20 protein-coding genes and 1 pseudogene are annotated in these 20,849 nt (G+C 54.5%); 11 read left to right on the plus strand and 10 right to left on the minus strand.

The annotated features are described in order from the left end of the window. Positions 1-112 precede the first annotated feature (112 nt). Entirely contained in the window at positions 113-796 is a 684-nt protein-coding gene (locus L5220_RS13795; protein WP_499574207.1) for an AI-2E family transporter, read from the minus strand. 620 nt (positions 797-1,416) lie between these two features. Here L5220_RS13795 and thrS point away from each other — a divergent pair. The 4 genes from thrS to L5220_RS13815 all read left to right on the plus strand — a co-directional run bounded on the left by thrS (position 1,417) and on the right by L5220_RS13815 (position 5,999). Continuing rightward, positions 1,417-3,237 carry a threonine--tRNA ligase gene (gene thrS, locus L5220_RS13800; RefSeq protein WP_499574208.1) on the plus strand — a complete coding sequence of 607 codons (1,821 nt, stop codon included), beginning with the start codon at positions 1,417-1,419 and terminating at the stop codon, positions 3,235-3,237. Between the two features lie 101 nt (positions 3,238-3,338). Continuing rightward, a complete protein-coding gene (locus L5220_RS13805) occupies positions 3,339-4,193 on the plus strand; it encodes a universal stress protein (RefSeq protein ID WP_448515311.1) in 855 nt (284 codons plus the stop codon). A 22-nt stretch (positions 4,194-4,215) separates the two neighbouring features. Next, the gene (locus tag L5220_RS13810; protein WP_499574210.1) at positions 4,216-4,839 is read left to right on the plus strand and encodes a DUF4129 domain-containing protein; all 624 of its coding nucleotides are present in this window, start codon (positions 4,216-4,218) and stop codon (positions 4,837-4,839) included. A 74-nt stretch (positions 4,840-4,913) separates the two neighbouring features. Then, a complete protein-coding gene (locus L5220_RS13815; RefSeq protein ID WP_499574211.1) occupies positions 4,914-5,999 on the plus strand; it encodes a DUF4350 domain-containing protein in 1,086 nt (361 codons plus the stop codon). Between the two features lie 3 nt (positions 6,000-6,002). Here the strand turns inward: L5220_RS13815 and ccmO are convergent, their stop codons facing one another. The 4 genes from ccmO to L5220_RS13835 all read right to left on the minus strand — a co-directional run bounded on the left by ccmO (position 6,003) and on the right by L5220_RS13835 (position 9,280). Then, a complete protein-coding gene (ccmO, locus tag L5220_RS13820; RefSeq protein WP_448515316.1) occupies positions 6,003-6,761 on the minus strand; it encodes a beta-carboxysome assembly protein CcmO in 759 nt (252 codons plus the stop codon). A 33-nt stretch (positions 6,762-6,794) separates the two neighbouring features. After that, positions 6,795-7,535, minus strand: coding sequence for a type III pantothenate kinase (locus tag L5220_RS13825; protein ID WP_499574213.1), 741 nt, complete (start codon positions 7,533-7,535; stop codon positions 6,795-6,797). Then, positions 7,498-7,914, minus strand: a complete 417-nt coding sequence (locus L5220_RS13830; RefSeq protein WP_499574214.1) for an AbrB family transcriptional regulator — start codon at positions 7,912-7,914, stop codon at positions 7,498-7,500. Before L5220_RS13830 ends, L5220_RS13825 begins: the two co-directional genes overlap by 38 nt. Before the next feature lie 742 nt (positions 7,915-8,656). Then, complete coding sequence (locus L5220_RS13835) at positions 8,657-9,280, minus strand: hypothetical protein (protein WP_499574216.1); 624 nt, start codon at positions 9,278-9,280, stop codon at positions 8,657-8,659. 371 nt (positions 9,281-9,651) lie between these two features. Between L5220_RS13835 and L5220_RS13840 the strand changes: the two genes are divergently transcribed. The 5 genes from L5220_RS13840 (at position 9,652) to cbiM (ending at position 14,690) form a co-directional block, all read left to right on the plus strand. Further along, positions 9,652-11,826 carry a putative bifunctional diguanylate cyclase/phosphodiesterase gene (locus tag L5220_RS13840; protein WP_499574217.1) on the plus strand — a complete coding sequence of 725 codons (2,175 nt, stop codon included), beginning with the start codon at positions 9,652-9,654 and terminating at the stop codon, positions 11,824-11,826. A 15-nt stretch (positions 11,827-11,841) separates the two neighbouring features. Then, the gene (locus L5220_RS13845) at positions 11,842-12,681 is read left to right on the plus strand and encodes a metal ABC transporter permease (protein ID WP_499574218.1); all 840 of its coding nucleotides are present in this window, start codon (positions 11,842-11,844) and stop codon (positions 12,679-12,681) included. Between the two features lie 130 nt (positions 12,682-12,811). Then, positions 12,812-13,570 carry a hypothetical protein gene (locus tag L5220_RS13850; protein ID WP_499574220.1) on the plus strand — a complete coding sequence of 253 codons (759 nt, stop codon included), beginning with the start codon at positions 12,812-12,814 and terminating at the stop codon, positions 13,568-13,570. Next, on the plus strand, positions 13,567-14,046 hold the full coding sequence (locus tag L5220_RS13855; protein ID WP_499574222.1) for a hypothetical protein: 480 nt from the start codon (positions 13,567-13,569) through the stop codon (positions 14,044-14,046). The genes L5220_RS13850 and L5220_RS13855 overlap by 4 nt, the downstream gene beginning before the upstream one ends. Continuing rightward, positions 14,046-14,690, plus strand: coding sequence for a cobalt transporter CbiM (gene cbiM / locus L5220_RS13860; RefSeq protein ID WP_499574224.1), 645 nt, complete (start codon positions 14,046-14,048; stop codon positions 14,688-14,690). The genes L5220_RS13855 and cbiM overlap by 1 nt, the downstream gene beginning before the upstream one ends. On the opposite strand, the gene L5220_RS13865 is transcribed toward cbiM, so the two are convergent. Beyond that, positions 14,687-15,799 (minus strand): RNA polymerase sigma factor, RpoD/SigA family, encoded by a 1,113-nt coding sequence (locus tag L5220_RS13865; RefSeq protein WP_499574226.1) that lies wholly within the window; start codon positions 15,797-15,799, stop codon positions 14,687-14,689. The two genes, cbiM and L5220_RS13865, sit on opposite strands and share 4 nt — an antisense overlap. Before the next feature lie 156 nt (positions 15,800-15,955). Here L5220_RS13865 and L5220_RS13870 point away from each other — a divergent pair, with 156 nt between their 5' ends. After that, positions 15,956-16,441 (plus strand): CYTH domain-containing protein, encoded by a 486-nt coding sequence (locus L5220_RS13870; protein ID WP_499574228.1) that lies wholly within the window; start codon positions 15,956-15,958, stop codon positions 16,439-16,441. Here the strand turns inward: L5220_RS13870 and L5220_RS13875 are convergent. From L5220_RS13875 to L5220_RS13885, 3 genes are read right to left on the minus strand one after another with little or no spacing between them, the layout of a single operon-like run. Continuing rightward, positions 16,394-17,860 (minus strand): anthranilate synthase component I, encoded by a 1,467-nt coding sequence (locus tag L5220_RS13875; RefSeq protein ID WP_499574229.1) that lies wholly within the window; start codon positions 17,858-17,860, stop codon positions 16,394-16,396. The genes L5220_RS13870 and L5220_RS13875 overlap by 48 nt on opposite strands. Beyond that, positions 17,752-18,660, minus strand: coding sequence for an energy-coupling factor transporter transmembrane component T family protein (locus L5220_RS13880; protein ID WP_499574230.1), 909 nt, complete (start codon positions 18,658-18,660; stop codon positions 17,752-17,754). The genes L5220_RS13875 and L5220_RS13880 overlap by 109 nt, the downstream gene beginning before the upstream one ends. A 9-nt stretch (positions 18,661-18,669) precedes the next feature. Next, positions 18,670-19,404: a PspA/IM30 family protein gene (locus L5220_RS13885; protein WP_099799863.1), complete on the minus strand. Its 735-nt coding sequence runs from the start codon at positions 19,402-19,404 to the stop codon at positions 18,670-18,672. Positions 19,405-19,547: 143 nt separating this feature from the next. Between L5220_RS13885 and rlmN the strand changes: the two genes are divergently transcribed. After that, positions 19,548-20,567 (plus strand): dual-specificity RNA methyltransferase RlmN, encoded by a 1,020-nt coding sequence (gene rlmN / locus L5220_RS13890; RefSeq protein ID WP_499574232.1) that lies wholly within the window; start codon positions 19,548-19,550, stop codon positions 20,565-20,567. 37 nt (positions 20,568-20,604) lie between these two features. Here rlmN and L5220_RS13895 read toward each other — a convergent pair. Beyond that, a pseudogene (locus tag L5220_RS13895) lies at positions 20,605-20,817 on the minus strand (zinc ribbon domain-containing protein); the annotation flags it as partial. Positions 20,818-20,849: the final 32 nt, after the last annotated feature.

Consider the following 20,849-nt stretch of genomic DNA (forward strand, 5'->3'; position numbering starts at 1 on the left):
TGGCAACGTGGGCAAATCGCCTCGGTTGTCTTTGCTTCCACTATAAGAATCAATTCTCCCGCAACATCGGTATAATCTTCAACCTCAATTCCAGGTAGGTTTAGTAGATCAGTTAGAAGTAGCTGCATATCTTAGATTTCGTATAGCATGTTACATTAGCATACCAAGTCCGATAGACCCCCCAAAAGAAGCCGAGGAAGTTCCGTTGCAAATCGCGGGGCACCCGTTCCTGCCATGGCTCTGGCAAAAAACTCAGGAGGTACTGCCACAATCGCTGCCCATCCAGCAGCATAAAAAACGTAATCACTGCAACAATAATGCTCTCTAGCAGTAGTGAAAAGACAAATTGCAGCTTACCAAACCCAAACTCTAGGCCAGCAAAAGCATAGTTGCGTAATTCTGACTCAATTTGGCGAAAGTCAATCTCTAGGTTCCAACGCTCTAGCCAGCGTTGAATATCGTTGAGGAGATTAATCCATGTATCCACCTGATCCGGCAATGTACTCAGAAGTTCTTGGAGTTGGCCAATAATACCAAAGCCAAGGGTCAACCCAACCCCAATAACGATCGCCAGTGCTCCCAAAAAAACAAGTGTTACTGCTGCCGTATGGGGGAGATACCGCTCAACCCAGCGCACCGGATAATTGAGCAAAAAGGCCAAAATTGCTGAAAATAGAAAAATCAGTACAACAGTGGCAAAGAATTTGAGGAGTTGCACCCCAATCCAACCGAGGGCAAACAGGAGTAGAAAGCGTAGTAAGCGGCGATTTTCTAGGCGGTCAAACCACTTGAGCATAGTACTCCCGCACCCTGATGACGTTCAAGCAAAACAGCGGTTAGCTGCCCCTCACGCATTGACTATAGCTTAGAACGCCCCTTGCCAGAGATGAACAGCTACGCCCTAACGACCCTGAGCATTGTGCTGCAGAAAGCGGTTTCCCGGCGAGCCTGATGAGTTAATTGAACAAAATTAGCGACGCATTCCCCCACCTCGGAACAGGTGGAGGTCAAAGAGTGGCGGTTTCTATGGTATGAGGCTATACATCTTGAGCGGTACGGTAAAGGGCGGAACTGAGAGCTCCGAACACTTCGGAGACACGACCTCTCAAGTGATGGAGAAGCACCCTATCAACCCTAGAGAGTCGCTTCATATAGGTCGGACTCTGGGTCAAAGCGTTACTCAAAGCCCCATAGCGGAAACGACTTGGGGGTGTCTCTGGGCAAAAGTTCCCAGAACACGGCGAGAATACCGCCTGTCGGGAAGGATAAATCCTTCTAATTTAAGACACCGCCACCTCGCGTAGCAGGTGCAGGAGTATTCATTATGTGCCAACGCCTAGGGAGGCGTGAAGGCTGTGCCGCGCACCCCCAAGATACAATAGAAGTCCTACCTTAAGCTTCACCTGCGGCTTTTCTATGTCCAACGACGTTTCCCCTGAGCCTATCCATCTTCCGAAAACGAGTGAATCAGAGCAGATTAAGCGCATTCGCCATACGACCTCCCACATACTGGCGATGGCAGTGCAAAAACTTTTCCCGAAGGCACAGGTAACCATTGGGCCGTGGATTGAGAATGGGTTTTACTACGACTTTGATAACCCTGACCCCTTCAGTGAAAAAGATCTAAAACAGATCGAGAAGGAAATGGTCAAAATTATCAAACGCAACCTGCCGGTGATTCGCGAGGAAGTGAGTCGTGAGGAAGCACGGCGGCGGATCAAGGCACTGGGTGAACCCTATAAGCTAGAAATTCTTGAAGATCTCCAAGAGCCAATTACCATTTACCATCTTGGCGATGAATGGTGGGATCTGTGTGCGGGGCCTCACGTCGAAAATACGGGCGAGATTAACCCGAAGGCGATCGCCCTTGAAAGTGTTGCCGGTGCTTACTGGCGCGGTGACGAAACCAAGGCACAACTGCAGCGCATCTACGGCACCGCTTGGGAAACCCCCGAACAACTCGCGGAATACAAACGCCGCAAAGCCGAAGCCCTCCGCCGCGATCACCGCAAACTGGGCAAAGAACTGGGGCTGTTTATCTTTGCTGACCCCGTCGGGCCAGGGTTACCCCTGTGGACGCCCAAAGGCACCATTCTGCGCTCCACCCTCGAAGACTTCCTTAAGCAGGAGCAATTGCGGCGAGGGTACCTTCCCGTTGTGACCCCCCACATTGCCCGTGTCGATCTGTTCAAGACCTCAGGCCATTGGCAAAAGTATAAAGAGGATATGTTCCCCCTCATGGCTGAGGATGAGGCTGCTGCTGCGCAGGAACAGGGGTTCGTCCTCAAGCCCATGAACTGCCCGTTTCATATTCAGATCTACAAAAGCGAGCTACGCTCTTACCGCGATTTACCCCTGCGCCTTGCGGAGTTTGGTACGGTGTATCGCTACGAGCAGTCCGGGGAGCTAGGGGGGCTGACGCGGGTGCGGGGCTTTACGGTGGATGACTCGCACCTGTTTGTTACCCCAGAGCAACTGGATAGCGAATTTTTGAATGTTGTGGATTTAATTCTGGCGGTGTTTCGCTGCTTGCACCTCAATAAATTCAAAGCCCGCCTTAGTTTCCGCGATCCGAGTTCTGATAAGTATATTGGCTCTGAGGAGGCATGGTCGAAAGCCGAAGGTGCCATCCAACGGGCCGTCGAGCAACTGGGGATGGATTATTTTTTAGGCATTGGGGAAGCAGCCTTCTATGGCCCCAAGCTAGACTTTATTTTTGAAGATGCCCTTGGCCGCGAGTGGCAACTGGGAACGGTTCAGGTGGACTATAACCTGCCAGAGCGCTTTGACTTAGAGTACATTGCCGAGGATAATACCCGCCGCCGCCCAGTGATGATTCATCGTGCTCCCTTTGGCTCCCTAGAGCGGCTGATTGGCATTTTAATTGAGGAGTACGCTGGCGATTTTCCCTTCTGGCTGGCACCGGAGCAGGTGCGTCTGTTGCCCGTTAGCGATGAGCAGCGTCCTTTTGCCGCAGAGGTAGCAGCGCAGTTGGCAGCGGTTGGGGTGCGCAGCAGTGTAGATAGCAGTGGCGATCGCCTCGGCAAACAGATTCGCAATGCTGAAACCCAGAAAATTCCAGTCATGGCCATTGTGGGTGCAAAAGAAGTGGAGAGCAACACCCTGAGTATCCGCAGCCGTGCCGACGGCGACATCGGCTCGGTGAGCGTGGCCACCGCAGTAGAGACCTTAGCCGCCGCCGCCAAGGAACCGGGAGCGCAAATCCGTTGGTTCTAAGATTTGTGGAGTTCTGCTAGAACGCCGGCACCCAGACCTAAGATCGTCAATAGTGGCCATCCGTGCCGTGATGATCACCAACCTCTGGGAGTTTGATACCTATGATTGAAAATATTCTATTGGCAGACTCGGGAACAGGACAATCCGAACAAATGCTCAAGTCGCTGATGGAACTGCCAGCGATTCAGCGAGCGGCGGTGACCGTGCTCCATGTGATTCCCCCGAAAATTACTGCCGAAGACATGGCGGAACAACGCCAAGCGGGGGCGAAGCTGCTGGCGGAGGCAGTGGCACGTCTGCACCTCGATCCGGTAATTAGCGTCAATACCCTGTTGCGGGAAGGCGACCCGAAAGACACCGTGCTGCAAGTTGCCGATGAGATCAATGCGGATTTGATTATCATGGGCTCCCGTGGCCTCAAACGGTTGCAGTCTATCCTAGAGAACTCCGTGAGTCAGTACGTCTTTCAGCTGTCCTCACGGCCCATGCTCTTGGTGCGCGATGATCTGTTCGTGAAAAAAATTAACCGCATTATGGTGGCTCTCAATGCCCAGCCTGCCGCCAAGGCATCCTTGGAGTTAGCAGTGCGATTAATGGATGGCTTAAAGGGCGGGAAGTTAATCGTTGCCCATGTCAACCCAGATCTCAAGGGCCATTCTGATATTCAAACGGGTTCAGCAGAAACGGATCCAGTGCTTGCAGAGGCAGCGCGGCTTGCCAAACAGCGGGGGATTGATTGCCAGTGCGTCCTCGCTACCGGTAAACCCGCAGAAGAGATCTGCCGAATTGCCGCCGACACCAATGCAGATCTACTGGTACTGGGGTCTCCGGATCGCCGCCCCTCCATTGCCCGCAGCTTGCCGGATTTAGATCGACTCTTAGGGACGTCGTTGTCGGACTATGTGCGGGTCTATGCGGAGTGCCCAGTGTTATTTGTGCGACAATCGGAGGCATAATTTCTAATCTACTGACTCCCCCGTGACCTTTTTGGAAACCCTCCGCTGGCAAGGCGATCGCCTGTGGCGGCAACTGAGTGAAGCCCTAGAATACTTCTTCCTAGAATTGTTCCGCACGGAAGCTTCACCGCTGTGGCAGGAGAGTGCAACCTTTGAAGCATGGGTGCAATGGCTGTTCCGCTGGTTGTTACTGTTGGTTCTTGGCCTGAGTCTTTACTTACTAGGACGTTGGCTGTGGCGATGGTGGCAGCGGCGATCGCGCCCCTTGCAGACGATGCCAGTAACCACCCCAAGAGAGCGACCTAAGCTAGTGCATGAGTGGCTAGAGCTTGCCCAAGCTCGGCAACTCGCTGGGGACTACAGCGGTGCGTGTCGTGCACTCTATATGGCGCTTTTGTACCGTTTACAAGAGGCGGGGTGGCTACGGGTACAAAGCCATTGGACGAACCGGGAGTATCTACAGGAGTTAGAACGCCTGTTTCAGTTGGGGGAGCGATCGCCTACCGTGCGCCGCAGCATCCAACACCTGTTCCACGTTCACAGCCGCAGTTACTACGGCGGTGAAGCGCTAGATGCGCAGACCCTTGCCACCTGTCAGGCCGCCTACTTCGACGTTGAACCTCAACTCCAGTCACCCTCGCGATGAAGACCCCCTCCCGTTGGCGCTGGCTTTTGCTGTTGCTTTCCGTTTTAGTCCTAGTGGTGGTCGGAGTGTTGCTCATGACGCTTGCTCCCTCGGCAAAGGCTGGTTCCTCCTTCGACAATTCCCCTTGGGGCAGCCGTCAGTTTTACGAGTACCTCGAACAGCAAGGATTTAAGGTGGAGCGCTGGCAGCGAGACTACCCCAACCTCTCCGGCCAAGGGCACGTACTCCTGCAAATCAGTGGTCGGCTCCGAGACCCATCAGCGGATTTAGCCCAGTGGATGGCAGATGGCAACACCTTAGTCCGCTTTTATTGGCACGGCGAACCCACCGCTGCGCCCTTTAGCTATCGCTTGCAGACCTCTCAAGGGTCTGTCCTTGTGGAAACACGACGGCGGCTGCAACCCCGCGATATAGCACCCCGCTATCGCCCCCTCCTCAGTGATGACCATGGTCTCATTGCCTACCTCCAAACCACCCTCATCGGTGAAAGAACTGGGCAGCAACTCCAGAGCGTTTATCCGTGGCTGGTGGCCAACGCTTACGGCAGCCATACCCAACTGGCCAACTTTGCTACGGTGGCCGCTCTCCTGCAGGGCTTACCCAGCACGACTACCATTACTACCATTTACTTTGACGAGTGGCTGCACGGCTATCGACAACGCACCCCGGAAGACGTGGACACCGGCTTGCAGCCTCGCAGTGTGCTGGACTACCTCAGTCGTACCCAATGGCTAGGCATTAGTTTGCAACTGGGGGTGATTCTAATCTTTTTGCTGTGGCAGCAGAGCCAGCGCTTTGGACCACCCCTGCAAGAGCAAGTCGCCACCCTCAGTAATAGTGCCACCTACATTGCCGCCTTAGCCGGTGTGCTGCAACGCGCCCAGCAGAGAGGCTTTGTCCGCCAGCAACTCCAAGGGCAACTCCGCCACAACTTAGCCGCACGCTTAGGGTTAATCGCCGATCGCAGCAACCCTCACCATCTGCCTGAGGATTCTGAACTAATGCAGGCATGGCAAAGCGTGACCGGCCAAACCCCTGCCCTACTGCACACCCTTCTGGAGGATACTGCCATGCCCGAGGATCGCCAACTGTTAGAGTGGCTCAAGGACGCAGCCACGGTGTTACAACCTCTAGAACCGCCCGAGACAAGAGAACGCTAGCGCCTAGGGAGAGGGTGGCTCTAGTGGTAGTGCCTCTGGTGAGGCTTCAACGGCCACAGCATCTTCGGTGGCGGCATTGAGCACAAGTGGCTCGGTTTCTTTTTGTTTGAGGTTGAGGGGCAGTTGTAAGGGGCGCAGTTCTTTTTGCAGGGCTGGCGCAAGGGGGAGAGATTGATCTAAATCTTCAAGAGGCCGTGGTACCAGCATTACGGCGTGGAGTTCACCGATGCGATCGGCTTCGGCCATCCCTGCTTCGAGGGCGATCGCTGTGTTGGATGCGGTGCCCCGGACAATGGCCGTACACAAACCCGCTCCAATGGTTTCGTAGGCTGTCAACATCACATCTGCGGCCTTCAGCATGGCATCAGCAGCCCCTACCATTGCCGGAAAGCCGCGAGTTTCGAGCAGGCCGACGGCATGACTACTCAGGCGGTGGCCGCGGGTGCCTGTTGTCAACTGCGCTAGCAAGCTACCAATGGGTAAAATCTTCTCTAGGTTAGGGTCAGGGCGGGGAATCACTAGGGTACTTAGTTCTTGGCCAAACTGCTGTGCTCGCTCTGCGCCTTCTTCAATGGCCAAGCGTACATCGGCAATACGACCGCGCACAATGGCTGTGCAGTGGCCACTGCCAATTTTTTCATAGCCCACTAGCAGCACATCGGAGGACTTCAGCATGTGGTCCGCAATGCCGACAATTGCCGGAAAGCTCTGGGCAGACACTAGCCCTAGGGCTAAATCAGTAAAGTCACGGCCACGCTCCATGGGAGTATCGGCTCTGTAGTGCACGGTGCTTTTCTATCTTAACCGCTGGTTGCGGACGGCACGAATACCCCAAAAACACAGATGCTCGTCTTCCTGCCAGTGGTGCTGCGGGACATCGGTTGCCAAGAGCTGGCTGATAAAGGCGCGATCGCCACCAGTGACCAGTACCTTACCTGTAGGATAGGCAGCGTAAAAAGCACCCAGATAACTTTGGAGGATCGCCGCCACGCCAAAGTACACACCGCTTTGCAGCGCCTCTGGGGTGGACATCGCCCAACGGGGTGGCACGCCTTCAGGAATGGCCACCCTAGGTAACGCCGCCGTATAGTCGGCCAAGCACTGCCCCATAGCACCCACCCCCGGCAGAATTGCCCCCCCCGCAAATTCTCCCGCAGCATTGGCAAGGGTAAAGGTAAGGGCTGTGCCAGCATCCACCACGCAAACCGGTGCCCCATAGACCTGCAGTGCCCCCCACAGCCCAAGGGCGCGGTCGAGTCCCAAGGTGGGGTAGAGGCCAGGAATGGGAATATCCATCAAGCTGAGACCAAAGGCATTGGGGCAGAGTTCCTGAAGCGGCACCCCGCCAACACTCCCCCCCCAGCACTCGCGATCGCTGACTAAGCGCAATACGGGTGGCGGCGATTCCCTAGGGGGCAGATGCCAACACTGCACAAGCTCTACCCCGTGAAATAGTGCCCAGTGGTGGCGACTGTTGCCAACAATTACTGCTACCCAATCATCGCTCTGGGTTGGCGGTGTCGGGTTTAACTCCATCCAGCGCCGCATCCTCCAGTTGGTAGAGGTGGATATGCTTATACCCCCGCTTAATTAAAAAGGTATCCCCTGGTTTGAGATTCATTGCTTTGGTGTAGGCTGCCCCAATCACAATTTGTCCATTTTGATGAACTGTTACCCGATAGGAGGGCGATCGCCCACGTCCATCACGATGATCAGCCCCTTTCTGAGGTTCTAGTTCAAGACCCTGGGCTTGCAAAATTGCGCTATAAAATTTTGATAAATCAACTTTCACCTCACCGGAGGCAGTAATACGATAGTAACCACACAGCCGTGCTGCCTCTTTGCGTTTCACGTGGCCTATCTCATTAAGCCGCTGTAGCAGTGCCTTACCAGTTAGGGGCTTGGGTTTTTCCATTCCGTCTATAATCCTTTCACCAGAACTCATCGTAAATAACACACTGGCAATATCACCATTAGAAAATTTATGGTGTCAAAAACCAAAGAAACACACAACGTACTCGCGGCGATCGCAGCGAAACAAGCCTATGCACTAATTTGCTGGCTATTGACACCTTAACATCGTGGTTGAAGCATTTAGGATCTGATTTAACAAGATGTTATAGAATTTCTAAATTAATTTCTAATCTGGCTCTCTGAGAGTCAACCACTGCTAAATCCTGAGCTTTACGCGATCGCTGGTCGTCGTTAGCAATAAGAAATACTAATGTACTGTCAGGTCACGAATTTGATAAAATTGTATTTGTAATCCACCTACATTGAGATAATGTAGGACATATGCGGTGGCTCCTCAGGCGCAGGAACACTAACAGAGGTCGGCACTGAGCTACGGGGATCGCCGATCAGTTGTCAACAAACAAATATCGTAAGACTGTTGGAATTTCTGTGACGTCAGGCTAGGGGGTATGTCAAACTATAGGTATAGATTATGTTCTCCGGCTCTCCCGTTAGTGCGGTGATAATTTTTACTAAACAGTTTTTACTAATTAGAGAAGCAAGCTAACAACCTGTCCCGAAAATTCTTGACGTTTACAAAGCCATACGCTCGTCGTTCACCTACACCTTATCGTCTTGCTGAGTGCAACGTTCAACTGTTTACTCACCAGCGTTTACGACGATTGAGATGATCTGGACTGTACCTAATCCTTGCTGGGGCGGTTGAGCCAGTCGTTACACTCTCGCTGCAATCCCTCTAGGGTCATGTTAGGCACCCGCTCTGCTTCAAAGGCTTCTGCTTCAATGGGAATATCGGCAGGGTGATAGCCGCTCTTGTTATACAGGTCGGCAACCGTGCGGGGGTTGACCCGAATCCCCACGGGCACAAGGGAGTCGAGGTCTTGCTTGGCGGCAAAACAGGCTTGTACGACATGCCAGCCTTCATGGCGCAAGGTTTCTATAAAAATAGGCCAATGGGCAAGGGCGCGGGGGCGCAGCACAAGGCGATCGCGACTAAAGCTGTAGGAGCCATAGTTGCCATCCTGCTGGCGGCGCACATAGATGGTGGTGCCGGTGCGCAGAATGGTACGGATAAGCTGATAAGCTTCTACTTCGGCGCTATTTTGCAGGCGAAACGGCGCCGGATCTCGCTGGGGGTAATAAACAATATCAAAAAGAAACTGAATCTTTTCATCAGATCCATCGATGGGCATTAAATCTCGCTGCGCCACACTGGCGCTTGGGGTGCTGAGGGGGGCGATCGCCACAACCATAGCGGTGACCCAACGGCAGCACTGTTGTGCGATGGCAACCTTTGCAATAGCCATATGCCTTGAAGAAAGCTTTCCCCTAACCTAGCAGTTTTGCTCCGAACTGAGGCAGTTTGGCAACATTGCCCTGCGATCCCCCCTAAAGGCTATGATGGAATGAGAGAGGCAAACTATTAAAAATGCTCTAACAACGATTAACAAGTTTTCTGATAATAATAGCTGACCTCATGACCGATGAATCCGCCATTTTACGCGCTGTTGATGACTGCTCCCAAAATTCACTGAAGGAGTGGGGATCATCGCTAGCTCAATGTTTGATCCAACCTTCTCAATGTCGGATTCCAGTGTTTTCTATTCAGGTATTAATCATCGAAAACATCCCCCAATCGGGTGAAGTTTTGCAGCCTTATCTACAGACTATTGAATGTGTGTCCTATCGCGTTCAATCCTGCCTATTTGGTCAGTTAACGCCTGGTCTTGTAGCCCAAGCCCGTCCTGATGTATTGGTGCTAATGTGCCATGATCAGCAGGGAACCACTCAAGTAGAAACACTGCATCAGCGGTTTCCGCAGGTGCCTTTAGTAGTCATTGGCGAGAGCGACTGCCCTGATGTGGCCACCCAAGCCCTTCACAGTGGCGCCCAAGACTATCTGAGTGTGGCGGAGTTAACACCGCACTTAGTGGCGCGGAGTTTGCGCAATGCCATTCATCGCCACCATGTTGAGCAGCGGTTGGTACGCCAAGCGCAGTACGATCGCCTCTTGGTGCAGCTAACGCAGCACATTCACCAGTCCCTTGATCTGTCCGCCATCCTTGAAAGCACGGTACAAGATGTACGGCAGCTTTTAGGGTGTGATCGCGTTTTAGTGTATCGCTTTTTGCCCGATTGGCGCGGCATCATGGATGTGGAAGCGGTGGTGCCGCCGTGGCAGCCTGCCCTTGGGGATATTGTCGGGGATAGTTGCTTTACAGAACGCTATATTGATGCCTACCGGCGGGGACGGGTTCACATCGTTAACAATGTTGAAACCATGCCGCTCGAGACCTGCTACCGCGAGTTGTTGCAGCACTATCAAGTTAGAGCCAACTTAGTCGTGCCTATTACCGTTGATGGCCGTCTCTGGGGCTTGCTGATTTGTCATCAGTGTGCCCAGCCACGGGAGTGGCACGATAGCGAAGTAGAGTTGCTCAAGCAAATTTCCACCCAATTGGCGATCGCCATCCTGCAGGCGGAACTGTACCAAAAAGCCCAAACTGAGCTACAGGAACGAAAAGTGGTGGAAGCTCAACTGCTTTACCAAGCCCGCCACGACCCCCTCACCCATTTACCCAACCGTTGGCTCTTCGAGGAGCATCTGCACACCACGCTGCAGCGAGCGGCGCGCCAGCCAAACTATCAGTACGCGGTGTTGTGTCTTGACTTAGACCACTTTAAGACAGTGAACGATAGCTTAGGGCACTCGGTGGGGGACTTATACTTGCAGGAAGTGGCACAACGGCTGAGCCGCCACCTTAGCCCTCAAGATATTGTGGCGCGGCTGGGGGGGGATGAATTTGGCGTGTTGCTCAATGATCTACGGGATGTCGATCATGCCTACACCATTACCACCCAATTGCGCGATCGCCTTGCCTCAACCTTTGCCATTAGCCACTATACCCTTCACGGTTCCGTCAGTATTGGTTTGGTGATGGGAAACAGCAGCTACAGCCATCCTGAAGAGTTACTGCGAGATGCCGATACCGCTATGTACCATGCCAAGGCCAAAGGCAGGAATCGCATTGCCATTTTTGACCAGCCCATGCTGCAAAAAGTGCGCCATCGCCTGCGGCTAGAGGTGGAACTGCGCCAAGCGGTTGAACACGGTGACTTTGAATTGTACTATCAACCCATTGTCAACCTGCGCACTCAGGCACTGGTGGGGTTTGAAACCCTGATTCGCTGGCAAAAAGACGGCCAGATGTTGCCACCGGATGAATTTATCCCAGTGGCAGAAGAAACGGGGCTAATTTTTGAGATTTCCCGCTGGGTTTTGCATGCGGCCTGTAGGCAACTGCGAGACTGGCAACAGCGCTATCCCAAAATGATGGCGGCTGGTTTAACCCTGAGCGTTAACCTATCGGGGAGTCACTTTTCGCTACCAACCCTAGTCACGGACATTGAGCAGGCTCTACATAGCCATCACCTCTGGGGACAATTTCTCAAGCTGGAAATTACTGAAAGTGCCCTCATGAAGCATCTGGAGTCAGCACGGGAACTGCTGCTGTGTATAAAGTCCATGGGGATTCGCGTTGCCATTGATGACTTTGGCACGGGGTATTCCTCCCTCAGCTATTTACGCAGTTTGCCCCTCGACTGCATTAAAATTGATCGCTCCTTTATTTCCACCATGGACTCCAGCCGTGAGGATCTTGAGGTCGTGCACACTATCTTGCTGTTGGCGCAAAACCTGCGGCTCGACTGCGTTGCCGAAGGGGTGGAAACCACCAGTCAATTACAACAGCTGCGATCGCTGCGCTGTCCCCACGGTCAAGGGTATCTTTTTTCGCCACCGCTGAGTGCCGACCAAGCAGAACTGTATCTACAAAAACATTTGGTTACCTAGCACTGGAGTTGCCCCATGCTCTGGGATTGGTTACTAGACCCCCTGCAACACGCTTTTATGGTCAAAGCCCTTGGCGTAAGTGCCTTAGTCGGTTGTGTCTGTGCGGTGCTCTCCTGCTTTATGACCCTCAAGGGTTGGGCGTTAATGGGGGATGCGGTGTCCCATGCGGTGTTGCCCGGGGTGGTGTTGGCCTATTGGTTGCATCTTCCTTTGGCGATCGGTGCATTTGTGTTTGGTCTGGCCGCGGTGACTCTCATTGGCTTTGTGCAGCAGCAAACGCGCATTAAAGAAGATACCGTGATTGGCTTAGTGTTTACGGGGTTCTTTGCCTTGGGGTTGGTGTTGCTCTCTAAAACCACCAGCAGTCTTGATCTAATGCATATTTTGTTTGGGAATGTTCTTGGCATGAGCGATCGCGATCTTTGGCAAACGATCGTGATTAGCGGCATTACCCTCATCACCATTGCCCTATGGCACCGGGATCTCATTTTGTTTTGTTTTGACCCCACCCACGCCCGCACCATTGGTCTGAACACGACGTTGCTCTACTATGTGCTGCTGGCGCTGGTGTCTTTGACTGCGGTGGCGGCTCTGCAAACCGTGGGGATTATTCTGGTGGTGGCCATGCTGATTACGCCGGGGGCAACGGCCTATTTGCTGAGCGATCGCTTTGAATGGATGGTCGCCATTGCTATTGCTGTGGGGGGGCTAGGCAGTGTCCTTGGCACATACCTTAGTTATTACCTCGATGCGTCAACGGGGGGGTGTATCGTGGTGCTGCAAACGGTGATTTTTATTGTGGCGATGCTGTTTGCCCCCAAGCACGGCCTCCTTGCCAAAGTGCGAGTAGGGTGAATCCCCCTCCCCTGCATTGTTTTTCCCAGCCAGCTGCGGTTCACTGGGGAAGTGTTGAACGTGTTCACCATTAGCCGCTAGCCATGATGTTCTGGCATCAGTGGCTTGCCGTCTTTCTGCTAGGAGATGCATGCTGCAACGTTATTGGGCGAGTGCTGCCGCTGTGGGCATAACGGTTTTATCCGCCTGTGGCCAAGCCGCACAAAACGGTACCCTGATGATTTACGCCAATGGCGAAGAGCGCCTCATTCAAGGGTGGACGACCAAAGATGGTTGGGACTTGAGCATAGATCATGCCTATCTCACCCTTGGTGCCATTACCGCTTACCAAACCAATCCGCCCTTTGATCCCGAATCTGGAGAATTACCGCAGGCGATCGCCACCGTTGCGTTTCCCGATGCGATGACGGTGGATTTGGTGGCCGATCAGCCGCCCCTCGTGGGTAGCGCACCTGCACCGGTCGGTCACTTCAATGCGATTGCTTGGCAGACCTTGGATCCCACGTTGCAATTGGTGGGCACTGCTCGCCGCGGCAGTGTCACCCTACCCTTTGAAATTACCTTGAATCAGCCGTTGCAGTACGTTTGCGGCGACTATATTGGCGATGAGCGCAAAGGAATTGTGGCAGTCGACCAAACAGCGGCGCTGGAAATTACACTGCATTTCGACCATTTGTTTGGGGATGGCGCAGAACCCCCAACCGCAGAGATTAACCAAGCGGCGGTTGGCTTTGATCCGTTGGCGGCGCTCAGTACTGGTAACCGTCTCAGTGTGGATCAGGCCACCCTCCAAGAGCGGCTATCGCCAGCCGACTATAACCGTTTATTGCAGGCGCTGAAAAGCGTGGGTCACGTTGGGGAAGGTCATTGTCGCGAGGTCTCTTCATGAAGGTGCTACTGTCTCTTTTACCCCTGAGTTCTGCCCTTTTGGTCGCACCGCAGGCGATCGCCCACGGGGTTGCCCTCAACTATCAAGCACAGCAGGTGGTGAAAATTACGGCGCGCTACGATAGTGGCCAACCCATGGCCAATGCCACAGTGAAGGTGTTTGCCCCCAATCAGCCGCAGCAGGCCATCATCCAAGGCGCCACCAATGCCGCAGGGGAGTTTCAATTTACACCGGATCAGGCCGGTTCTTGGCAGGTACAGGTACGGCAGGCAGGGCATGGTGGTAACCTTACGGTTCCCGTAAGACTCGATGCCACCCCAGTGAGCACAGCGGTACAGGTTACAGCCGCTGCCAGTCCTGTGTCCCTCAGTCAGTACACCCCCCTACAGGTCAGTATTATGGTGCTGGCAGTTCTTTGGGGGGCGATCGGCACCGCCTGCTTTGCGTGGTCACGCCGTCGCGTACAGGTCGAGTAATGCACATTCCCGATGGTTTAATGCCGCCATTGTTGTGCGGGGTTGGCTATGCAGGCACCGGCGGGCTGCTGTGGTGGTCGTCCCGACAATTGCAACGCCAGCAACCGGACCCGCTGGCAACGGTACCCCGTTTAGCACTATTAACCGCAGGATTTTTTGCCGCTTCAGCCGTGTATATTCCCCTGCCCCTTGCCAGTGTTCACTTACTGCTGTTGGGGAGCCTTGGTGCCCTGTTGGGCTATGGTGCCATGATGGCAGTGGTGGTGGGCTTGTTTTTGCAGGCAGTCATGTTTGGCCACGGGGGCTTAACCACCTTAGGGCTAAATGCGCTGATTATGGGTGTGCCCGCGCTGCTGGCGGCTGGCCTATTTCACGGCCTTTGGCACCGCTGTCGGGGCTGGGGGCGATCGCTCCTTGGCTTTGGCCTTGGTTGTGGCAGTGTGCTATTGGCCGTTAGCTGCTTTAGTGGCATTGTCATTCTCGGCTTGCCACCCACTATTGATCGCCAACGGGACATCACGGCTATTTGGGTCATTATCGCAAGCCATGTACCCCTTGCCCTCCTCGAAGGCGTGTTTACTGCTGCGCTGTTAAATTTTTTAGCGCGCGTTAAGCCCCAAATACTGAACAATTGGTCATCCTAGTCCAACTCGTCAAGGTAGTCTTGAATTTGCCGTCGTCGTTGTGGCTGTCGCAGCTTCTGGAGGGCGCGGTGCTCAATCTGGCGAATCCGTTCACGGCTAAGGCCCAGCAGGGTAGCAATGTCCGACATCTCCAGTGGCGGAACGTCTCCTAGGCCATAGCGTAGCTCGATCACCTGTCGTTCGCGGGGGGACAGATCACTGAGCATCTGCTGCAGTGTCATGCGCAAGGAGTCCCGCATGAGCACGTCGTTGGGGGTAGGGGTGGTGGCCTCAATCAGCTCCTGCAACTCGGTCTCTTGCTCTGGCCCCACCCGCTGTTCAAGGGCAATGGCACGGGGAATTGCTAGTAACACCTCCCGCACTTGGGTTGCATCTAGATTCAGTTCCGCGGCAATTTCAGCCACACTGGGCATGGCTCCCTGCTGTATAGCTAACCGGCGCTGCGCCCGCTTGATTTTATTGAGTTTTTCAACCATGTGAATGGGCAGACGGATGGTGCGACTTTGGTTGGCAACCGCACGAGTGACACTCTGGCGAATCCACCAGTAGGCGTAGGTGCTAAAGCGAAAGCCTTTGGTGGGGTCAAATTTTTCAACGGCACGCTCCAAACCTAGGGTGCCTTCTTGGATCAGATCAAGGAACTCAACGCCGCGATGTTGATATTTTTTGGCAATGTTGACCACTAAGCGGAGGTTGGCTTGCAGCAGTTGGGCTTTGGCGTGGGTGCCATGGTATTCGATCTGTTCTAGTTCAGCAACGGAGATCTGTGCGGCCTTCGCCCAGGCTTGGCGACCGCGCTGAATTATCACTTGCAGTTCCTCAACGCTCAGCTTGAGGGCGGCAGCCCACTGCTGACGATTGGGCATGTGCCCCAATTGACGATGTTGGCGATCGCGCTCGGCCAAAGCAGCGGTATAAGCTTGAAGGTCTGGGTCTGAGGACTGCTTGCAGACCTCTAAAAGACTCTGGTATTGCTGCACCTGCTGTGCCAGCGTCACCTCTTGGGCGGGGCTGAGGAGCGGGACGCGGCCAATTTCTCGCAAATACTGACCCACCAGATCGGTGGTCAAGGGGCGTTGGGGGGCGGGTTCAATTGGGGTAACCACCATAGGGCAACTCAGGAGTCCTCAGAAATGACACGGTCGAGTCTTGGGTCAACCTTATTCTCGATAATGGGTATTGTCGGCAATTGACACGCCTGTGGCAGTGATGTGTCTTGAAGGTGGGTTGTGATACGGATCAGTCCCGTGGGGGAGGGGGTTGGGATGGGCATCGAGATTGAACGCAAGTTTTTGGTGACGGCGGAGTTGTGGCGATCGCTGGCCGTCAATGTCACCCACATTGCCCAAGGGTATCTTTCAACTACCCCAGAGCGTACTGTGCGGGTGCGCCGTGCAGGGACTCAGGCGTGGTTAACAGTTAAGGGCAAAGCCAGTGGCGCCCAACGGCGGGAGTACGAGTATCCGATTCCCGTGGATGAGGCTATGGAGCTACTGACAGCACTCTGTATCCAACCCATCATTGAGAAAAACCGCTACCGCGTTCCGTGGGGAGACCTCTGCTGGGAGATTGATGAATTCAAGGGTGAATCGGCAGGGCTGATCCTCGCCGAGATCGAACTGCCCCGTGCTGACTATCCCTTAACCGTACCGCCGTGGATTGGTGCTGAGGTCACTAACGATCACCGCTATAGCAACGCTTACTTAGCAGAGCATCCCTACCGTTGCTGGGGTTCCCAGTGCCAACAGTAGCGCTTGCGCCTTATTAAGCGATTCCTGCCACTCCCGCTCGGGATCGCTGTCGGCGACAATTCCCGCCCCCACCTGTCCCCAAGTGGTTTGGCGATCGCCAGCAACCAGCAGGGTTCGAATCAGGATATTGAGATCCAAGTGCCCTCGCTGATCCCAGTAGCCACAGGAGCCGTAAAACAAATTCCGTGGGACGGGTTCAAGCGCCGCCAAAATTTCCATACAGCGCACTTTTGGGCAGCCGGTAATGGTGCCACCGGGAAATAGGGCGCGAATAACCTCTAGGGGGGTGGTGCCGGGCTTGACCGTGCCCCGCACATTACTCACGAGGTGGATGACGTGACTGTAGTATTCCAGCGTCAGGAGTTCATCAACCACAACACTTCCCCAGCGGCAGATGCGCCCCAGATCGTTGCGCTCTAGATCCACCAGCATAATGTGCTCTGCCTGTTCTTTGGTGTTGCTGAGCAGATCAGCCGCCTGGGCGCGATCGTCAGTGGCGGTATGCCCTCGCGGGCGGGTGCCCGCAATGGGACGGGTTTGTACCCTCTCGCCCTGAAAGTGCACCAACCGCTCCGGCGAACAACTCACGATATATCCCCAGGGGGTCTGCCAATAGCTGGCAAAGGGCGAGGGATTAATCTGTTGCAGGCGTAGGTATTGCTGCCACGGGTTCACGGTGCCGTGATAGCTAAACCGAGCCGAGAGGTTGGCCTGAAAAATATCGCCAGCGCGAATATGATTTAGGATTTTGCTCACCGCCGCCTGATAGGTTTGGGGTTGCCAGCCGGCAGCAAATTCCACAGAACCGGCTCTATCCAAAATGGGAACCGTGGGGGGAGCCTCTAACTGCTTTTGCAGGGCAGCAAGGTCGGCAGCAGCAGAAGCCGCCAAATAGAGGCGATCGCTCTGGTGATCTAACACCGCAAAGCTCTGGGGTTCGTACCAAAAGGCTAGGGGAAAGGGCAGTGGATCTGGACGCAGGGGCGGCAGCACCTCAATTTCCCATGCCAATTCATAGCCGAGCCAACCGAGCCACCCCCCCGTAAAGGGTAGATGGGCAACCTCAGGGGGCACGGTGGCCACTTGGGGAAACTGCCCCAAGGTGGGGAGCACCTGACCCAAGGAGCGTACCCACTGGCGGCGCGGCCTACCGGCACAAATGGAATAGCGAGCTTGGGGGGTGAGATGGCTGGCAGGGCTTTCGAGGAGTACCGCCACCGGCTCGGCTAAAAATAACTGGCTAAACACGGCTCGGCCGCTGCGTCCCCCCAAGGGTAGGCACGCCCAGACCCATGGCGCACAGGGTGAGATCATGGGAATAGCGCCCCCCAAGCTGGGAGTTGTATCCGCAGGAGCCAGAACAGCCCCATGGCTGCTAAGGCCAGCCAATCTCGCCGTTGCAAGCGCAAGTGGTGCCATGGGTTATCGTAGGTTCCAGCCTCTTGGAACCCCCGCACCTGCATAGCACAGGCCACCTGTTCCGCCCGCAGGAGTAGGTTCTCTAACAGCCGTACTGCCAGGGTCAGCCACAGCTTAATACTGCCTTTGATCCCCACTAATCGCCAGTTAATGGCACGAGTGCGCACCGAACGGCTGAGGTTTTGCACCTCTTCAAGCACTAAGGGAATGAAGCGCAGTGAGAGGGTCAGGGTCAGGGCAAGTTCGGCAACGGGCAACTTAAAGTGTTTCAGGGGCTGCATCAGGCATTCGAGGCCAGCGGTCACCTCCTCAGGTGCGGTGGTGAGCAGAAACAAATGCGTGCTGTAGAGCAAGGTAAATAGAAGGGTACTCAAGCGTAAGCCCAGATCAAAGGAGCGCTGGGAGATTTGCAGATGAATGGGCCACTGCCCCATCTGAGCGTGCCACTGCCAGAGAATGTAGTGATAGCTGGTGATTGGTGCTGTTGCCTCAAGGGGGCGGCGGGGTTGGTAGCTGACCGCCATGCCATCGGGCATTAGGGCAGTAATCAGGAAAATGAGGCCCCCCAGCAGTAATAGCCACAGCAGTTGTCGTTGCCACACCCGGCGGGGAATGCCGCCCACAAAGGTCAAGCCAATTAAGCAGAGGACTAAGACCAGTCGCCACGGGGTATCCGCCAGCACCGGTGCCAGCAAAAAGGTCATTAACCAGCCCAGTTTGACCCGTGGATCCAAGCGGTGCAACCAGGTGATGGGGTGTTCTAGGTAAAGTCCCAGAGGGAGCGATCGCAACAGATCCATGAATAACCGCTAGCTCTGCTCTAGTTGCCGCCGCAGGGCTTCTAGTTCTGGATCATAAGCGGGAGCGCTGGCACTGGGGAGTTGCTGCGGACTGGCCAACTCTGCTTTGAGGCGGGCGAGATCCTCATTAACACTGCTGGACTCAAGGGCAGCAAATTTCGCTTCAAGGGTATCGGTGTTTAGCTCCGCTACAGCTTGGGAGCGGGCTTCCATTTCCATCACCTTCTCTTCCATGCGCTCAAAGGCGGCCATGGGAGCATTGGTGTTGACCTTGCTAAAGGTTTGCTGAATCTGTTCCGAGGCCTTGGCTGCCCGCGCCCGTGCCACCAGCATTTCCTTGCGGGTCTTGGCCTCAGCAATTTTGCTCTCAAGCTGTTGCATTTGTTTTTTGAGGACATCGACTTGGCTAATCGACTGCTCGAGTTGCGCCTTTAGCGCCATTGCTGCATTGGTCGCTGCTTTTTTGCGATTCAGAGCTTCTAAGGCCAGTGGTTCATCGCCGTGTTGTAGGGCAATTTTGGCGCGCCGCTCCCACTCCGTTGCCTGCTGTTGATGTTGGTTAAACTGCTGCTCGAGCCGTTTTTGGGAGGCGATCGCCTGAGCCACCGCTTGCCGCAGGGAGACAAGGTTGTCCTGCATTTCAATCATGCTTTGCTCAAGCATCTTTTCGGGATCCTCAGCCGCCCCAACAATAGCGTTCATCCAGCTTCGGATCACCCGACTGATGCGATCAAAAAGTCCCACGGTGCTATCTCCCATACGCCCATTTTTCTAACCCATTTTAGCCTCTTCGGCAGGATGCCCTACGGCATTGAGGGGCAACGGTGACATCCACCAACGTGGGGGTCTGCTAGGATCCATGCAGAACACCCCTCAGCCTATGCATTATGGCACTCCTAGGACAGTCGGTCGATGAATTAACGGCATGGGTCAGCGCCCAAGGGCAGCCCAGCTATCGTGGCCAACAACTCTATCAATGGCTGTATCAAAAGGGGGTGCGATCGCTCGCAGAGATTACGGTGTTTCCCAAACGCTGGCGGGAGCACCTTGAAGGGGTTGAGGTGGGTCGCTCTCAAATTCGTCATCACCATTCGTCGAGCGACGGCACCTTGAAACTGCTCCTTGGTTTAGCCGATGGCGAAACCATTGAAACCGTTGGTATTCCCACCGGCGATCGCCTCACTGTGTGTGTATCCTCCCAAGTAGGCTGTCCTATGGCCTGCGATTTCTGCGCAACGGGGAAGGGGGGGTATCGACGCAACTTGGCACCCCATGAAATTCTGGATCAGGTGCTCACGATTCAAAGCGAAATGCAACGGCGGGTGAGCCATGTGGTGTTTATGGGGATGGGGGAACCCCTTTTGAACCTAGAGGCCGTGCTCAAAGCCATCACCTGCCTCAATCGCGATATTGGTATTGGGCAGCGGCACATCACCCTGTCCACCGTTGGCATTCCCCAGCAACTTCAGCGCCTAGCCAGCTATGAACTGCAAATTACCTTAGCCGTCAGCCTCCATGCCCCCAACCAAGACCTGCGACAACAGTTGATTCCCAGTGCGCGGCATTATCCCCTAGCCCAACTCATGGCAGATTGCCGTAGCTATGTTCAGCAAACTGGCCGCCGCATCACCTTTGAATATACGGTGCTCTCAGGGGTCAACGATCGCCCTCACCATGCCCACGAATTGGCTGCACTCCTACGCGGATTTCAGAGCCATGTCAACTTAATTCCCTACAATCCAATCACCGAAGCCCATTATCAACGCCCCAGCAGCAGGCATCTGCAAGACTTTTTAATGCAGCTCCAAGACTTAGGCGTGGCAGCCAGCATCCGGCGATCGCGGGGACTGGATCGGGAAGCGGCCTGTGGTCAGTTGCGTCAAGCCCAACTGGTGGCACACCCCTAAAATGTTCTGCCATTTACCGAATGTAAACTTCCCCGCCCTAGAAGGGCGAGGCTTTCTGTAGCCCTCCGGCTATCTCGCAAGCCAGCCAGGAGCCTCCAGGCAGCGTTACGGACTGCCCCAAAAGCGCAATATTGATTGCTCCATTTAGGTCTGCATCACCAATCCATCCGCAATGCCCACACTTGAACTTTTTTTCAGTTCTCAACCCAATATGCAAGCAACAATGGCAGGTTTGACTGGTATAGGCAGGKGTACAGCAACCACCTCAACTCCTTCCTTGAT

The organism is Synechococcus sp. PCC 6716, from assembly GCF_022570815.1.
Lineage (GTDB): Bacteria > Cyanobacteriota > Cyanobacteriia > Thermosynechococcales > Thermosynechococcaceae > Thermosynechococcus > Thermosynechococcus lividus.

Excerpts from the sequence above, each read along its gene's own strand:
- L5220_RS13795 (WP_499574207.1), bottom strand. The coding sequence starts at position 796 with ATGCTCAAGTGGTTTGACCGCCTAGAAAATCGCCGCTTACTACGCTTT.
- thrS (WP_499574208.1), top strand. The coding sequence starts at position 1,417 with ATGTCCAACGACGTTTCCCCTGAGCCTATCCATCTTCCGAAAACGAGT.
- L5220_RS13805 (WP_448515311.1), top strand. The coding sequence starts at position 3,339 with ATGATTGAAAATATTCTATTGGCAGACTCGGGAACAGGACAATCCGAA.
- L5220_RS13815 (WP_499574211.1), top strand. The coding sequence starts at position 4,914 with ATGACGCTTGCTCCCTCGGCAAAGGCTGGTTCCTCCTTCGACAATTCC.
- ccmO (WP_448515316.1), bottom strand. The coding sequence starts at position 6,761 with ATGGAGCGTGGCCGTGACTTTACTGATTTAGCCCTAGGGCTAGTGTCT.
- L5220_RS13825 (WP_499574213.1), bottom strand. The coding sequence starts at position 7,535 with ATGGAGTTAAACCCGACACCGCCAACCCAGAGCGATGATTGGGTAGCA.
- L5220_RS13830 (WP_499574214.1), bottom strand. The coding sequence starts at position 7,914 with ATGGAAAAACCCAAGCCCCTAACTGGTAAGGCACTGCTACAGCGGCTT.
- L5220_RS13835 (WP_499574216.1), bottom strand. The coding sequence starts at position 9,280 with ATGGCTATTGCAAAGGTTGCCATCGCACAACAGTGCTGCCGTTGGGTC.
- L5220_RS13845 (WP_499574218.1), top strand. The coding sequence starts at position 11,842 with ATGCTCTGGGATTGGTTACTAGACCCCCTGCAACACGCTTTTATGGTC.
- L5220_RS13850 (WP_499574220.1), top strand. The coding sequence starts at position 12,812 with ATGCTGCAACGTTATTGGGCGAGTGCTGCCGCTGTGGGCATAACGGTT.
- L5220_RS13855 (WP_499574222.1), top strand. The coding sequence starts at position 13,567 with ATGAAGGTGCTACTGTCTCTTTTACCCCTGAGTTCTGCCCTTTTGGTC.
- cbiM (WP_499574224.1), top strand. The coding sequence starts at position 14,046 with ATGCACATTCCCGATGGTTTAATGCCGCCATTGTTGTGCGGGGTTGGC.
- L5220_RS13865 (WP_499574226.1), bottom strand. The coding sequence starts at position 15,799 with ATGGTGGTTACCCCAATTGAACCCGCCCCCCAACGCCCCTTGACCACC.
- L5220_RS13870 (WP_499574228.1), top strand. The coding sequence starts at position 15,956 with ATGGGCATCGAGATTGAACGCAAGTTTTTGGTGACGGCGGAGTTGTGG.
- L5220_RS13875 (WP_499574229.1), bottom strand. The coding sequence starts at position 17,860 with ATGGCACCACTTGCGCTTGCAACGGCGAGATTGGCTGGCCTTAGCAGC.
- L5220_RS13880 (WP_499574230.1), bottom strand. The coding sequence starts at position 18,660 with ATGGATCTGTTGCGATCGCTCCCTCTGGGACTTTACCTAGAACACCCC.
- rlmN (WP_499574232.1), top strand. The coding sequence starts at position 19,548 with ATGGCACTCCTAGGACAGTCGGTCGATGAATTAACGGCATGGGTCAGC.